This window comes from Streptomyces sp. NPDC015220, from assembly GCF_043079345.1.
In the GTDB taxonomy this organism is placed as follows: domain Bacteria; phylum Actinomycetota; class Actinomycetes; order Streptomycetales; family Streptomycetaceae; genus Streptomyces.
This window is the reverse complement of record NZ_JBIBUK010000008.1, coordinates 84,687-98,802: the sequence shown is the minus strand read 5'-3', so window position 1 is coordinate 98,802 and position 14,116 is coordinate 84,687. Positions and strand designations below refer to the sequence as shown.

Annotated in this window: 11 protein-coding genes; 6 read left to right on the top strand and 5 right to left on the bottom strand. The window is 74.4% G+C overall.

Annotated elements, in window-relative coordinates; genetic code table 11:
• Position 1: 1 nt before the first annotated feature.
• The gene (locus ACF061_RS18630; RefSeq protein WP_392267964.1) at positions 2 to 979 is read right to left on the bottom strand and encodes a helix-turn-helix transcriptional regulator; all 978 of its coding nucleotides are present in this window, start codon (positions 977 to 979) and stop codon (positions 2 to 4) included.
• Between the two features lie 410 nt (positions 980 to 1,389).
• Here ACF061_RS18630 and ACF061_RS18625 point away from each other — a divergent pair, with 410 nt between their 5' ends.
• The 3 genes from ACF061_RS18625 to ACF061_RS18615 all read left to right on the top strand — a co-directional run bounded on the left by ACF061_RS18625 (position 1,390) and on the right by ACF061_RS18615 (position 6,392).
• Complete coding sequence (locus tag ACF061_RS18625) at positions 1,390 to 3,684, top strand: protein phosphatase 2C domain-containing protein (protein ID WP_392267963.1); 2,295 nt, start codon at positions 1,390 to 1,392, stop codon at positions 3,682 to 3,684.
• A 117-nt stretch (positions 3,685 to 3,801) separates the two neighbouring features.
• Positions 3,802 to 5,544 (top strand): pyruvate dehydrogenase, encoded by a 1,743-nt coding sequence (locus ACF061_RS18620; protein WP_392267962.1) that lies wholly within the window; start codon positions 3,802 to 3,804, stop codon positions 5,542 to 5,544.
• Between the two features lie 365 nt (positions 5,545 to 5,909).
• On the top strand, positions 5,910 to 6,392 hold the full coding sequence (locus ACF061_RS18615; protein ID WP_392267961.1) for an ATP-binding protein: 483 nt from the start codon (positions 5,910 to 5,912) through the stop codon (positions 6,390 to 6,392).
• 74 nt (positions 6,393 to 6,466) lie between these two features.
• Here the strand turns inward: ACF061_RS18615 and ACF061_RS18610 are convergent, their stop codons facing one another.
• Together ACF061_RS18610 and ACF061_RS18605 are read right to left on the bottom strand one after the other, a co-directional pair.
• Positions 6,467 to 7,504, bottom strand: coding sequence for a DUF2637 domain-containing protein (locus ACF061_RS18610; protein ID WP_392267960.1), 1,038 nt, complete (start codon positions 7,502 to 7,504; stop codon positions 6,467 to 6,469).
• A gap of 316 nt (positions 7,505 to 7,820) precedes the next feature.
• Entirely contained in the window at positions 7,821 to 8,663 is an 843-nt protein-coding gene (locus tag ACF061_RS18605; RefSeq protein ID WP_392267959.1) for a (2Fe-2S)-binding protein, read from the bottom strand.
• Positions 8,664 to 8,831: 168 nt separating this feature from the next.
• On the opposite strand from ACF061_RS18605, the gene ACF061_RS18600 reads away from it, so the two are divergent.
• Positions 8,832 to 9,644: a GntR family transcriptional regulator gene (locus tag ACF061_RS18600; RefSeq protein ID WP_392267958.1), complete on the top strand. Its 813-nt coding sequence runs from the start codon at positions 8,832 to 8,834 to the stop codon at positions 9,642 to 9,644.
• Positions 9,645 to 9,677: 33 nt separating this feature from the next.
• Here the strand turns inward: ACF061_RS18600 and ACF061_RS18595 are convergent, their stop codons facing one another.
• Positions 9,678 to 10,448 carry a hypothetical protein gene (locus ACF061_RS18595; RefSeq protein ID WP_392267957.1) on the bottom strand — a complete coding sequence of 257 codons (771 nt, stop codon included), beginning with the start codon at positions 10,446 to 10,448 and terminating at the stop codon, positions 9,678 to 9,680.
• A 166-nt stretch (positions 10,449 to 10,614) separates the two neighbouring features.
• Positions 10,615 to 12,306 carry a PucR family transcriptional regulator gene (locus ACF061_RS18590; protein ID WP_392267956.1) on the bottom strand — a complete coding sequence of 564 codons (1,692 nt, stop codon included), beginning with the start codon at positions 12,304 to 12,306 and terminating at the stop codon, positions 10,615 to 10,617.
• A gap of 336 nt (positions 12,307 to 12,642) precedes the next feature.
• Here ACF061_RS18590 and ACF061_RS18585 point away from each other — a divergent pair, with 336 nt between their 5' ends.
• Complete coding sequence (locus tag ACF061_RS18585; protein ID WP_392267955.1) at positions 12,643 to 13,533, top strand: FAD binding domain-containing protein; 891 nt, start codon at positions 12,643 to 12,645, stop codon at positions 13,531 to 13,533.
• Entirely contained in the window at positions 13,533 to 14,114 is a 582-nt protein-coding gene (locus ACF061_RS18580; protein ID WP_392267954.1) for a (2Fe-2S)-binding protein, read from the top strand. Before ACF061_RS18585 ends, ACF061_RS18580 begins: the two co-directional genes overlap by 1 nt.
• Positions 14,115 to 14,116: the final 2 nt, after the last annotated feature.

The following is a 14,116-nucleotide window of genomic DNA, read 5'->3' as shown; positions in this document are numbered from 1 at the left end:
GTTACCGTGCCACCCAGCCGCGTTCGTAGGCGTGCCAGCCCAGTTGCAGCCGGGTGGCCACCCCGGCCAGCTCCATCAGCCGCTTCACCCGGCGCTGCACGGTCCGCAGGCCCAGGTCGAGCTGTTTGGCGACGCTCGCGTCGGTCAGACCGGCCAGCAGCAGGGACAGCACCTCCAGGTCGGTGGCGTCGGGGGCGTCCGCACCCTGCTCGGTGACGCCGGACGTCCCCAGGCGCAGCGGCAGCCCCGCCCGCCAGACCGACTCGAACAGCCCGGACAGCAGCTCCAGCAGGCCGCTGGCGTGCACGACGAGCGCGGCCGGCTCCGCGGAACGCGTAGTCAGCGGCACCATCGCCAGCGCCCGGTCGGCGACCACGAGCTTGGTCGGCACCTCGTCGACGACCCGCACCTGTTCGTCGCGGCCGAGCGCGGCGGTCAGCTCCGTGATGCCCTCCGGCTGGTCCAGCACCGCCCGTTCGACCACCACCCGGTAGCGCACCCCGCGGCCCGCCGCCTGCTCCTCGGCGTCGTTCTCCGTCCCGGAGACGACGACCGGGTCGCCGGTGACCAGCGCGCACACCTCCTCGGTCGCGCCGAGCTGGAGCTGGAGGAAGCGCTGCGCGACCGCTGAGGCGCCGGTGACCACCTCCACCAGGTCGTGCACCGCGGGCTCGGCCGCCGCCGCCCGGTACTCCTCGGCGAGCAGCGCGGCGGCCAGTTCGGCCTTCTCCAGTTCGTGCCGCCGCTGGGTGAGCAGCGCGCCCAGCGCCACTCCGGGCGGCGCGGCGACCCAGCGGCCGGGACGGGCCGAGGACTGGGCGGCGAGTCCGTGCCGTTCCAGCCGGCGCAGGGCGTGTTCGGTGTCCCGCTCGCCGAGCGTCAGCCGCCGGGCGAGATCGGGCACCTCGGCGGCGCCCACGGACACCAGCGCCCGGTACGCCGACTCGTGTCTGTCGTCCAGACCTATCGCTGCCAGCATCAGCTGCCGTTCCTCCCCATCCCGGACCCCGGCCACACCTTCACGCGGCGCGTCGGCGGTGGCGGGAAACGGCCACGGCGCAAACCCGCCTCCCGACATCATCGCCGTACCCGCGGTCACCCTGACAAGGTGGCCCCACCGAAGCACCGGTGTGCCGCCCCGACGCCCGCCCAGGAGGCCGTGGCCGCGCGGCCGCGAATCGAGGTGCGGCGGCCGTCCGGACGTGACCCGCGACCGGGTCACCCAGGTGTCGCCGGGCGGTTCTCCCGTGGGGGGTGGGACCGCCCGGCGGCTGTTGTCCGGACGGGCGTGCGAGGGATCACCCGACGGGTTCGTTCGAGGGGCGGACGCACGCCGGATTTTCCGGATGCCCCGTTCTCATCCGGCCCGTGCGGTGGACAATCGGGGGCATGAGCGAACAGGGGGGAAGGCCCACCGGTCATGAGGACGACTGGTGGGGGCAGTTGTACGACGACTCCACCCAGGACACCGGTCCCACGGGCGCGGCCGATTCCCTGGACGACCGCTTCGCCTCGGCCGCCGACGCCCTGGAAGGAGCCCCCGGACCCGCCCGAGCGGAGGAACCGGCCCCGCCGGAGCGGGCCGACGACCGCTCCGGCCCCCGGGCCGGCGGCCGCACGGACGACCTGACCGGCGGTCAGACCGACGACCGGGCCGATCCCCGGACCGATCCCCGGGCCGATCCCCGCGCCGACGGCTGGGCCGACGACCTGACGGACGACCTGACGGACGAGCTGACCGATGATCTGTCAGGTGGCCTGTCCGACGACTGGACCGTCGGACGTTCCGGCGCTCGCACGGACGGTCGGACCGGCGGTCAGGCCGGCGGCCGCCCCGATCCCCGGGCCGATCCCCGCGCCGACGGCTGGGCAGACGACCTCACGGACGACCAGGCCGACGACGTGGCCGACGACCTCGCCGATGGTCTGACCGACGACCTGTCCGACGACTGGGCCGTCGGACGTCCCGGCGCACGTGCCGAGGATCCGGTCGGGCCCTGGGGCGAGGACCCGGCCGGGCCCTGGGGCGAGGACTGGTTCTCGTTCGAGGACCGACCGCCTCCGCCCGAAGCGGCCGTACCCGCGCCGCGCGCCGGCCGCCCGACCTCCGAACCACCGGCCCGTCCCCCCGTCGGCGAGGCCGCCGGCCCGGCCCCCGAGCCGCCGGACCGTCCGCCTGCCGAGCCGCCCGGCCGTCCGACCGCCGAGTCCCCCGACGTCCCGGAGGAGACCGGCCCCGGCCCTCGGGCCCGGGCGACCGCACAGCCTGCCGGGCCGCCGGACACGTACCCCGCCCCGTCCCGCGACGACGCACCCTCGCCCCACGGGCCGGACTGGTGGCGGCGGGCGCCCCGGGAAGCACCGCCGGCCACCACCTACGGCCCGACGGTCTTCCCGCCCGAGCCACCCCCGCCCGAGCCACCCCGCGCGGACCCGTCCGTCGGCACCGACACCGGTACCCGCGCCCTCGCCCGTCCCCCGGCCGGCAGCCCCGCCCCGGACGACCCGGCGGCCCCGCCCGTCCCCCCGCCGCCGCTCACCGGTCCGTTTGCCCCTGCGTCGCGTCCGGCGCCCCCACGGCCCGCCACGCCCCCGGATCCCGCCACGCCCCCGCGGGCCACCGCCGCGGTGGACGGCCCGGCCGCGCACGAGCGGCACACCGGCGCGCAGCCTTCGCCGCCCACCGTCGCCCACGTCGGGTCCGGACCGCCCACCTACGACGCCGAGCCGACCGCGCTACCGGTCGCCGACCCGGAGGAACTGGACGACCTGGTGCCGGACACGGTGCTCGACGGAGCACGCCACGGGGCCTGCACCCTGCGTGCCGTGTCCGTCCGGGGGGACTCCCCGCGCTACCGGGGCGAGCCGCGCCGGGACGCGATGCTGACGGCCCGGTTCGGCACGGGCGAACAGGCGCTGGTCCTCGTCGCGATGGCGACCGGCGCCCGCGGCGCCCCGGGGGCGCACCGGGCGGCGGCGGAGCTGTGCCAGTGGATCGCGCGGGCCGTGGGCCGCAGCCACACCCGTCTGGCGGAGGACATCAGGGCCGCCCGGCGCGGCGAGCTGAAGGCCGGGCTGCACCGCCTCACCGACCGCGGCCTCGGCAGACTGCGCGCCGGCGCCGTCGAACGGGGCATCGACCCGGAGGAGTACGCGGCCACCCTGCGCTGCCTGCTGCTGCCCGCCGACCCCGAGTGCCGGGTACGGGTCTTCTTCGGCGTCGGCGGGGGCGGACTGTTCCGGCTGCGCGACGGCGAGTGGCAGGACATCGAGCCCGCCCTCCCCGAGGAGGCCGGGCCCGCCGCACCGGTCGGGCCCGCTGGGACGGCCGGGCCCGCCGCACCGGTCGGGCCCGCTGGGACGGACGAGGGCGACCGGCTCAGCACGGCCCCCGGCATTCCCGCCCCGCCGAGCCCCTACGCTCCCGCGCCCCCGTCCCCGCCCCGGCCGCCTCGCGAACCCTTCCGCTTCCGGGCCTCCCTGGCCCGTCCGGGTGATGTGCTTCTGATGTGCACGGGCGGCCTGGCCGACCCCCTGCGCGGCGAGCCGGAACTCGGCGCGCACCTCGCCCGGCGGTGGTCGGACCCCGCCCCGCCGGGCCTCGCCGCGTTCCTGGCGGACGCGCAGGTGCGGGTGAAGGGCTACGCGGACGACCGCACGGCCGGGGCCGTCTGGGAGGCGTGAGCGCCGACGCTGTGAATTCATGGACCCGAGGGATCCGCAGCGGACCGCCCAGGACGGCGGACGCACCGCCCGCGAACGGCGGCCGGACCGCAGGCGACCGAAGGGCGTCCACAAGCCATGGCCAAGCAGAACGTCGCAGAGCAGTTCGTCGACATCCTCGTCCGCGCCGGGGTCAAGCGCCTGTACGGCGTCGTCGGGGACAGCCTCAACCCGGTCGTCGACGCGGTGCGCCGCAACGCCGCCATCGACTGGGTCCACGTCCGGCACGAGGAGACCGCCGCCTTCGCGGCCGGCGCCGAGGCGCAGATCACCGGCAAGCTGGCGGCCTGCGCCGGTTCCTGCGGGCCCGGCAACCTCCACCTCGTCAACGGCCTGTACGACGCCCACCGGTCCATGGCCCCGGTCCTCGCGCTCGCCTCGCACATCCCGTCCAGCGAGATCGGTCTCGGCTACTTCCAGGAGACCCATCCCGACCGGCTGTTCCAGGAGTGCAGCCACTACAGCGAACTGATCTCCAGCCCGAAGCAGATGCCCCGGCTGCTGGACACCGCCATCCAGAACGCGGTGGGCCGCAGCGGGGTCAGCGTGGTCGCCCTGCCCGGCGACATCGCCGCCGAGCCCGCCCCCGAGAGGGCCGCCGAGACCGCGATCGTCACCTCGCGGCCCACCGTCCGGCCCGGCGACGCCGAGATCGACGAGCTGGTACGGATGATCGACGAGGCCGGCAAGGTCACCCTGTTCTGCGGCAGCGGCACGGCCGGCGCGCACGCGGAGGTGATGGAGTTCGCCGGGCGGATCAAGGCGCCGGTCGGGCACGCCCTGCGCGGCAAGGAGTTCATCCAGTACGACAACCCGTACGACGTCGGCATGAGCGGGCTGCTCGGTTACGGCGCCGCCTACGAGGCCACGCACGAGTGCGACCTGCTGATCCTGCTCGGCACCGACTTCCCGTACAACGCGTTCCTGCCCGACGACGTGAAGATCGCGCAGGTCGACATCCGGCCGGAGAACCTCGGCCGCCGCTCCCGGCTGGACCTGGCCGTGTGGGGCGATGTGCGCGAGACGCTGCGCTGCCTCATCCCGCGGGTGAGGGAGAAGAAGAACCGTCGCTTCCTCGACCGGATGCTCAGGAAGCACGCGGACGCGCTGGAGGGGGTCGTCAAGGCGTACACCAGGAAGGTGGACCGGCACGTGCCGATCCATCCGGAGTACGTGGCCGCCGTCCTGGACGAAGTGGCCTCCGACGACGCCGTGTTCACCATCGACACCGGCATGTGCAACGTCTGGGGCGCCCGTTACATCTCGCCCAACGGCCGCCGCCGCATCATCGGTTCGTTCTCGCACGGCTCGATGGCCAACGCGCTGCCCATGGCGATCGGCGCGCAGTTCACCGACCGCCGTCGGCAGGTCGTCTCCATGTCCGGGGACGGCGGTTTCACCATGCTGATGGGCGACTTCCTGACCCTGGTGCAGCACGACCTGCCGGTGAAGGTGGTGCTGTTCAACAACTCCTCGCTCAGCATGGTCGAGTTGGAGATGCTGGTCGCCGGACTGCCCTCCTACGGCACGGCGAACAGGAATCCGGACTTCGCCGCGGTGGCCCGCGCCTGCGGCGCCCACGGTGTCCGGGTGGAGAGGCCCAAGGATCTCGCCGGGGCGCTGAAGGACGCGTTCCGGCACCGGGGCCCGGCCCTCGTGGACGTCGTCACCGACCCCAACGCCCTGTCCATCCCGCCGAAGATCAGCGCCGAGATGGTGACCGGGTTCGCCCTGTCGGCGTCGAAGATGGTGCTGGACGGCGGTGTGGGCCGGATGGTGCAGATGGCCCGGTCGAACCTGCGCAACGTGCCGCGGCCCTGAGCGGGCCCGGTGTCACGAGGCCCCGCCGCGGCCGGGAGAACGTCGTACTCCGGCCAACTTCACCGCGCCGCCGACCCGCCCCTCGTCGGTCGGCCGGGGGCGTCGGGGGCGCCGCGGGGCCCGGCGGGGCGCCGTGGGTTGGTCCTGTCGGGCCGCGGACACGGCCGCGTCGGGCCGCGGACACGGCCGCGGCCGGCCGGACGGCGGGTCCGGCGCCTCGGCCGCCGTTCGGGGCGCTACGCGCAGTTGGCCGAACACTTGGTCGTTGACGATTCGACATGACTGCCGTGTGTCCCATTGGGCATGGATCCCCGTGAACGTGTTCGAGCTGGAGGGGAACCGACATCGGCACGCGGGCGGGGGAGATGAAGAGTCAGGCACGAGGGGGCGGTCCCGGGACGATCGGGGCCTCCTCGGCGGGAACGGCCGGGGAAGAGACCGACGGAGTGACGGCACGGTTACCGGGAACCCAGCTCAGGCGCCGGCTGGGACGGGCGGACCTGCGGGCGGTGCCCGAGGCGCGCCGGGCGCTGCGCGAACTGCTGCGTCACTGGGAGCGGCCGGACGCCTCCGACGTCGCGGAACTGCTCACCAGCGAACTGGTCACCAACGCGCTCGTGCACACCGACGACGACGCGATCCTCACGGCCACCGTCTCGGCGCACGGACTGCGGGTCGAGGTACGGGACTTCGTGGCCCGCAGACCCCGTCCGCGGGTGCCGGAGGCCGGGACCGACACCAACGGCAGGGGCCTGGTCCTCGTCCAGTCCCTCGCGGACGCCTGGGGCGTGTGCGCCCACGAGGTCGGCAAGTCGGTCTGGTTCGAGCTGGGGGCGGAGGCCGCCTGAACGGGGAGGGGGAGGCGCGGACCGCGCCTCCCCCTCCCCGTGACGGTTCGCCGGCCGGCGGCCGGACCGGGACGTCAGCCGAACTGCTGCTCGAGGTCCTTGAGCTTGCGCTCCAGCGAGTCCAGGCGGGGCAGTGCCTGTGTGTCGTCCTCCGCGGTCAGGTCGACCGTGATGGCCTCAGACCCTTTGCGGACGGGCTGGAGGGAGTGGCGCGAGGCCACCGGCAGCGACTCAGCCGGCGATATGGCAGGCTCCGCGGTGACCTCGACGGAGCCGCGCTCCAGGGCCTGCGTCTCGACCTGCCGGCCGCCCCGGCCGACGAAGCCGCGGTGGCCCCGGCTGATCGCCTTGAGCTGCGCGCGCTCCACACGCTCCTGCTCGCGCCGCAGCCGCTGCCGCTCCTCCTTCTGGCGCTTGTCCTCGCGCACCTCCTCGACGGCCTCGTCCAGGCTGCGCACGCCTTCCAGCAGCATCAGCGACCAGGCGCGGTACGTCTCCCGGGGCGCCCGGACCCAGCGGACGATGCGGATCTGCGGCAGCGGACGCGGGACCAGGCCCTGCTCGCGCAGCGCGGCCCGGCGGGTCTGCTTCAACGCGCGGTCGAAGAGCACCGCCGCCGACAGCGACATGCCGGCGAAGAACTGCGGCGCGCCCGCGTGGTCGACGCCCCTGGGCGCGTGCACCCAGTTGAACCAGGCCGCGGCGGCGGCGAACAGCCACACGAGCAGCCGGGAGCCGAGCGCCGCGTCACCGTGGCTGGCCTCGCGCACCGCGAGCACGGAGCAGAACATCGCGGCGCCGTCGAGGCCGAACGGCACCAGGTACTGCCAGCCGTCGGTCAGGCCGAGGTTCTGCTCGCCGAAGCCGACCAGGCCGTGGAAGGAGAGTGCGGCGGCGACCGCCGCACAGCAGAACAGGAGCACGTAGGAGGCGGTGCCGTAGACGGCCTCCTTGCGCCTGCGGCGCTCCTCGCTGCGCTCCCACGAGTCATCGGAGCTCGTGTTCCCCTTGGACCGCTTGCCGCGCGCGAGCACCGCCACCGCCGCCAGCACGCCCAGGAGCAGCACGGCGCCCGGAAGCAGCCAGTTCAGCGATATGTCGGTCAGTCTCATCTAGGGTCCCTTGCATTGGGATAGGGCGTAACGCCCGCCATAGTGGCCCAATCCCACCGGCCCTCAGGGGGTTTCGGGGCAAGAGGCCGCCAAGGAGGTGCAAGGGGATGCCCGGAGACGGCGTTCTGCTCGAACTGCCGCATGAGGGGCGGGAGTTGAGTTCGAATAAGACTACCCGTACGGGTGGTTCCGCGGAAAGTTCCCGCGACGGGTGAGGGAGTTGTGAATCCCCCGCGCCCGTATGGGGTCCCAGTCGTGGATGATCTTACGGGACGTCGGGCGGCGTTCCGTACATTGTGACGATCCGTCAGGAGGCTCAGGCCGCAGCGGCGGTGACCGTGACGGCCGCCCTGGCGGCGCGGTCCGCTTCGCAGGTGCGCGGGCAGGTGGCGCAGGTGTCCTCGGGGCGTACCGTGTAGAACATGCAGCAGCTGACCCGGTCGCGGGTGGGCAGCGGCCCGCCGTCCGGTCCGGTCGGCTCGCGGAACGCGGCCGAGCCGACGTAGGGCCGGGTCGCCCCCGGCAGCAGCAGCTCCAGTTCGCGCATCGCCCGCTCCTCCTCGCCGAGCAGATGGGCGACGTACCACAGGCCCTCGACGACCTCGTCGGTGGCCATGCCCCACAGGGCCCGGCCGCGCCGCCGCATGCGCGGCCCGAAGCCGCCGAGCACCGGTTCCAGGTGCTCGGCCACGGCCGCCCGCACCTCGGCGCGCAGCGCCTCCTCGTCGCGCACCACGCGCGCGCCGGGCAGTGCGGCGGCCGGGTCGCCCGGCAGGCAGGCGAAGGAGGCGGTGCGCACGGCCATGCGGCCGGCGGTGCGGTCGAAGGAGACGTCCGCCGCGGGCAGACGGGGCACCCGGCGGTGCAGGAACCACGGCACGGTGAACAGCAGGCAGGCGGGCCAGGCGTAGCGGTGCAGTCCGAAGCTCGCCACCACGTCCGGGCGGGCCCGGGTCCCGTAGTCCCGCAGCACCTGTGCGTCGTCCCAGGCCAGGAACGCGTCCAGCTCGGGGCCGCCCGCGGCCAGGGAGGCCGCGGCGACCCAGGCGCCGCCCCGTGGCGCCCGCTCGCCGGGGGTCAGCTCCGTCACGGTGAAGCCCGGGAAGGCCTCGCTGAGGCGGGTGTACGCGTCCGCTGTGGCCGAAGTGAGCACAGGCATGCCGGAACCACCGATTCACGCTCGACTGAAGGGGCGATTGAAGGTAAGGCTTACCTTACTTCACTTCGACGGAATGTGAACCCATGGCCTCTTGTGTCTAAGGTGCTTGACGCACGAGCAGCAACCAGCCGTAATGACCCCAAGCACACCCAAGCCCGGAGGAGGACCGTGAACCAGGGCGCGCAGGACTCCGGGACCGCCGGGGCCGCCGGTTCCGCCCGGGCCGGGGCTCCGCGGGGCGGTCCGGACGACGGCGCGGCACGCCTGCCCAGGCAGCCGCGCCCCGCACCGGCGGGGTGGGGACGGGACAGCCAGGCGGCGGGCGGCGGCCCCGGCGAGCCCGCCGCCCCCCGCCCTCCGGTGCGGCGCTCCTCCGTGCGCGGCCAGGTCCTCGACGCCCTGCGCACCGCGCTGGTGACCGGGGAGCTGCGCCCCGGGGAGGTCCACTCCGCGCCGGCGCTCGGCGAGCGGTTCGGGGTGTCGGCGACCCCGGTGCGCGAGGCGATGCAGCAGCTCGCGCTGGAGGGCGCCGTCGAGGTCGTGCCCAACCGGGGTTTCAGGGTCGTCGAACGCGGCGCCCGCGAACTGGCCGAGCTGGCCGAGGTGCGCGCCCTGATCGAGGTCCCGGTGCTGATGCGGCTGGCCGCCACCGTGCCCGTCGAGCGATGGGCCGCGCTGCGGCCCCTCGCCGAGGCCACCGTGCGGGCCGCGTCCTCCGGGTGCCGGGCCGCCTACGCCGAGTCCGACCGCGCATTCCACCGCGCGATGCTGGCCCCGGCCGGCAACGAGCAACTGCTGCGGATCGCCGGGGACCTGCACCGCCGGGTCCAGTGGCCGCTGGTCGGCGGGTCCGGCCGGCCGGCCCGTGCCGGGCTGGTGGCCGACGCCGCCCAGCACACGGCGCTGCTGGACGCGCTGATCGCGCGTGAGCTGGACACGGTGCGGGCGCTGGTGGACGCCCACTTCGCCGCGGCGCTCTGACGGAGGGCCGCCCCTCTCGGTGGCGGCCGCCCGTCAAGCCGTGGCCGGCGCCTCCGTCGTCGGTGGCGCCAAGTGCCGCGCCAGCCAGGTGGGTACGCCGCCCAGCAGCCGGAACAGCCGCCGCGCCTCCTCCCGCAGCCGGGACGCCTCCGGTTCCCCTGCCGTGTCCGCCAGGGAGACCAGCGCCGGGGCCGTGCCGACGAGATAGCCCAGTTCCTCGCGGATCCGCAGCGACTCGGCGAAGCCGTGCCGGGCGTCGGCCAGCTCCCCGTCCCGCAGGGCGAGTCCGGCCAGGTGCCGCCAGGTGAAGGACAGCAGCAGCGGATCGGAGTGGGCGGTGGCGCCCGCGTGGGCGCGGCGGTAGGCGGCGCGCGCGGCCTGGGGGGAACGGGTCAGGTTCTCCGCGATCAGCCCGCGCCGGAAGTCCAGCAGGGCGCGCCCCGGCGATCCCGGCGGGATCAGCGCCGCCGCCCGGCCCAGCGCCGAGCGCGCCTCGTCGGCCCGGTCCCGTACGCCGTGCAGCGTGGCCGAGTAGGCGAGGTACCCGCGTTCGCAGGCGGCGGCGCCGCGCTCCTCGTCGGTGTGGGCCAGCGCCTCGGCGGCGCGCAGCGCGTCCTCCGCGTCCTGCCAGCCCGCCTCGGTGTACAGGCACCGCTCCACCAGCAGCGCGGTCCGCTGCAGCGCGGCGGCGGCGGTGGCCGATGGCAGCAGTGCCGCCGCGTCGGCCCAGCACGCGCGCGAGCGCAACCGCCATACCGCGGTCTGGAGTGGATCGTCACCTGGGGTCGTTCCGTTACCAGACATGGCGGTATGCGCCACGTTGCCCTCCCCGAGCACGTCTTCGAGCTTTGAGTGGTGCCGGAATCTCAGCACGAATCCCACAGCCCGGCCAAGAGGGTGGGTGAAGGATTTCACAAAGTCGTGGGACGGCGGCGGCGACCCGGGGCGGCCGCCGTCACCCGTCCTGACCTCAGCTCATGCGCAGGGCGAGGAAGAAGTCCAGCTTGTCCTCCAGGCGGGAAAGGTCCCGACCCGTCAACTGCTCGATCCGCCCGACCCGGTAGCGCAGCGTGTTGACGTGCAGGTGGAGCCGGGTCGCGCACCGGGTCCAGGAGCCGTCGCAGTCGAGGAACGCCTCCAGCGTCGGGATCAGCTCGGCGCGGTGCCGGCGGTCGTAGTCCCGCAGCGGGTCCAGCAGCCGGGCGGTGAAGGCACGGCGCACGTCGTCCGGGACGAAGGGGAGCAGCAGGACGTGCGAGGCCAGCTCCTGGTGGCCGGCCGCGCAGACGCTCCCGGGGCGGGCCGCCGCGACCCGCCGGGCGTGCCGTGCCTCCTCCAGCGCCCCGCGCAGCCCCTCGGCAGAGTGCACGGCCGCGCTGACGCCGAGGGTGAGCCGCCCGTCGTCGTCCAGACCGGCCGACAGGGGGCCGCGCACGGACTCCAGGAGCGCGTCGGCCAGGATCCCGGTCCCCGGGCCGTCGTGCTCGGTGGCGACGGCCGGCAGCGGGACCAGGGCGACGGCCTCGCCGCCGGTGTGGGCGACCGCTATGCGGTCGGACGGTTCGGGGCCCGTGCTGAGGGGGTCCACCAGGATCTCCTCCAGCAGCGCCTGGGCGACCGGACCGCCGTCGGCCGGCGAGCCGTCCCACTCGACGCGGGCCACCACCACCTGCCAGTGCGGGGCCGTGCCGAGGCCGGGCAGCAGCACCGGCGCCGCGACCCTGAGCCGGGCGGCGATCTCGGCGGGCGGCGCGCCGGTCTGCACCAGCTCCAGCACCTCCTGGGCGAGCCGCCTGCGCACCGTGCGCGCTGCGTCCCGCCGGTCCCGCTCGACCGCGATCAGCTGGGTGACGCCCTGCAGCAGGTCGAGGCGCTCCTCCGGCCAGTCGCCGGCGTCAGCCTCCACGGCCAGCAGCCAGTCCGACAGCACCGTCCCGCGCACGTCCGGCGCGGCCTGCGCGGCGCGTCCCGCCGGGACCGGGCGGTGGCCGCCGCGGATCGGGAAGAGGGAGTACGTCGTGCCGTCCAGCGTGACCCGGTGCGGGCCGCGCCGGCCGGTACGGCCGGCCGTCAGGTGCTCGGCGGCCAGCCGGGCGCAGGTGCCCGCGGGCAGCGCCGGGCCGCCCACCTTGGGCCCGGCGATCAGCCGGCCGGTGGGGGAGAGCAGCCAGGCCCGCAGGTCCAGGTCGGAGCCGAGCAGGTCCAGCACCACGTCCGGGCCGCCGCCGGCCGGACCGGAGGTCATCATCCGGCGGTGCCGGTCCACCACGGCCGCGAGGTCCCCGGCGCGCTCGCCGGACACCTGCCGCACGACGTGCTCGGTGATCGTCGCGAACGCCACCGACTCGTTGACCGCGAACAGCGGCATCCGGTGCCGGGCGCAGGCGAGCACCAGGTCCTCGGGCACGCTGCCCAGCTCGGCCTCGCCGGCGGCCAGCGCGACCACGCCGGCCTGCACCAGGATCCGTACGAACGGCTCGGAGTCGGCGGCGTCGCGGCGCCAGGCCAGTCCGGTCAGCACCAGCTCGCCGCCGGAGAGGTACCGGCTGGGGTCGCGCAGATCGGTGGTCATGACGCCCCGGACGGTGCGGTCCAGTTCCTCCTCACCGCCGAGCAGCTTCAGGCCCAGCGCATCGGTGTCCAGCAGTGCGCGCAGCCGCATCTCTCGTCGCCGCCGTTCTTTGTCTCGAAAACTACGATGAATCCCGGGGCGGGGGCCCGGCCGGAAGGCCGGTCAGCAGCGCCGTGGGAGGTCCGTGACCTCTGTTTCCAGGGAAACGGAAGACGTCGCCGAGGACTTCCGTTCATACGAATCTACAAGATGCTCGGCTTGGCCAGCCAAACGCTTCATGGTTTCGGTGACTGACCCCGTCGGAGTACCGGGCGGTGTACTGACTCCACTCCGCGTGAACACCACATGAACGACGAACGAGCCGGGCCCGCCGCACACGGATTGGCTCAATCTGTACGACTCACAAGACGAAGAAGAGAGCCGGTCATGGACTTCCTTCGCCCCGCCAGCTGGGAGGAGGCGCTCGCCGCGAAGGCCGAGCACCCCACCGCTGTGCCGATTGCGGGTGGCACCGACGTGATGGTCGAGATCAACTTCGACCACCGCCGGCCCGAGTACCTCCTCGACCTGAACCGCGTCGGCGACCTCTACGAGTGGGAGGTCGGCGAGGACAGCGTGCGGCTGGGCGCCTCGGTCCCCTACACCAAGATCATGGACAATCTCCGTGCCGAGCTGCCGGGCCTGGCGCTCGCCTCGCACACGGTCGCCTCCCCGCAGATCCGCAACCGCGGCGGCGTCGGCGGCAACCTCGGCACGGCCTCTCCCGCCGGTGACGCCCACCCCGCCCTGCTCGCCGCCGGCGCCGAGGTCGAGGCCGAGTCGGTGCGCGGTTCCCGCCGCATCCCGATCGACGAGTTCTACACCGGAGTCAAGCGCAACGCGCTCGCCCCCGACGAGCTCATCCGGGCGGTGCACATCAAGAAGGCGGACGGACCGCAGCAGTACTCCAAGGTCGGCACCCGCAACGCCATGGTCATCGCCGTGTGCGCCTTCGGCCTGGCCCTGCACCCCGAGACCCGCACGGTGCGCACCGGCATCGGCTCGGCCGCGCCCACCCCGGTGCGCGCCAAGTCCGCCGAGGAGTTCCTGAACGCGGCCCTGGAGGAGGGCGGCTTCTGGGACAACGGGAAGATCATCACCCCCTCGGTCGCCAAGCAGTTCGCCGAGCTCTGCTCCGCCGCCTGCAACCCGATCGACGACGTCCGGGGCACCGCGAGCTACCGCCGCCACGCGGTCGGCGTGATGGCCCGCCGGACGCTCACCTGGACCTGGGAGTCGTACCGCGGCGCCCGCAACGCCTCGGAGGGAGCTGCGTAATGCGCGTCAACTTCACTGTCAACGGACGTCCGCAGGAAGCCGACGACGTCTGGGAGGGCGAGTCCCTTCTCTACGTCCTGCGCGAGCGCCTGGGCCTGCCGGGCTCCAAGAACGCCTGCGAGCAGGGCGAGTGCGGCTCCTGCACCGTGCGCCTGGACGGCGTGCCGGTCTGCTCCTGCCTGGTCGCCGCCGGACAGGTGCAGGGCCGCGAGGTCGTCACCGTCGAGGGCCTGGCCGACTACGCCAAGCAGCGCGCCTGCGGCACCGACTCGTGCGGCACGAAGGGCGCCTCGCTCGACGAGGCCAAGCGCTGGCAGGCCCAGGGCACCGACTCGCAGACCGGCGAGGGCACCGAACTCTCGCCCGTCCAGCAGGCGTTCATCGACGCCGGCGCCGTCCAGTGCGGCTTCTGCACACCCGGCCTGCTGGTCGCCGCCGACGAGATGCTGGAGCGCAACCCGAACCCGACCGACGCGGACATCCGCGAGGCGCTGTCGGGCAACCTGTGCCGCTGCACGGGCTACGAGAAGATCATGGACGCGGTCCGCCTGGCGGCCGCCCGGCAGTCCGAGGGGGTCTGAGC

What these genes read in the sequence shown, in the direction of transcription:
- ACF061_RS18590 (WP_392267956.1), bottom strand. Translation starts at nt 12,306, where the DNA reads ATGCGGCTGCGCGCACTGCTGGACACCGATGCGCTGGGCCTGAAGCTG.
- ACF061_RS18585 (WP_392267955.1), top strand. Translation starts at nt 12,643, where the DNA reads ATGGACTTCCTTCGCCCCGCCAGCTGGGAGGAGGCGCTCGCCGCGAAG.
- ACF061_RS18630 (WP_392267964.1), bottom strand. Translation starts at nt 979, where the DNA reads ATGCTGGCAGCGATAGGTCTGGACGACAGACACGAGTCGGCGTACCGG.
- ACF061_RS18615 (WP_392267961.1), top strand. Translation starts at nt 5,910, where the DNA reads ATGAAGAGTCAGGCACGAGGGGGCGGTCCCGGGACGATCGGGGCCTCC.
- ACF061_RS18580 (WP_392267954.1), top strand. Translation starts at nt 13,533, where the DNA reads ATGCGCGTCAACTTCACTGTCAACGGACGTCCGCAGGAAGCCGACGAC.
- ACF061_RS18620 (WP_392267962.1), top strand. Translation starts at nt 3,802, where the DNA reads ATGGCCAAGCAGAACGTCGCAGAGCAGTTCGTCGACATCCTCGTCCGC.
- ACF061_RS18595 (WP_392267957.1), bottom strand. Translation starts at nt 10,448, where the DNA reads ATGTCTGGTAACGGAACGACCCCAGGTGACGATCCACTCCAGACCGCG.
- ACF061_RS18605 (WP_392267959.1), bottom strand. Translation starts at nt 8,663, where the DNA reads ATGCCTGTGCTCACTTCGGCCACAGCGGACGCGTACACCCGCCTCAGC.
- ACF061_RS18625 (WP_392267963.1), top strand. Translation starts at nt 1,390, where the DNA reads ATGAGCGAACAGGGGGGAAGGCCCACCGGTCATGAGGACGACTGGTGG.
- ACF061_RS18610 (WP_392267960.1), bottom strand. Translation starts at nt 7,504, where the DNA reads ATGAGACTGACCGACATATCGCTGAACTGGCTGCTTCCGGGCGCCGTG.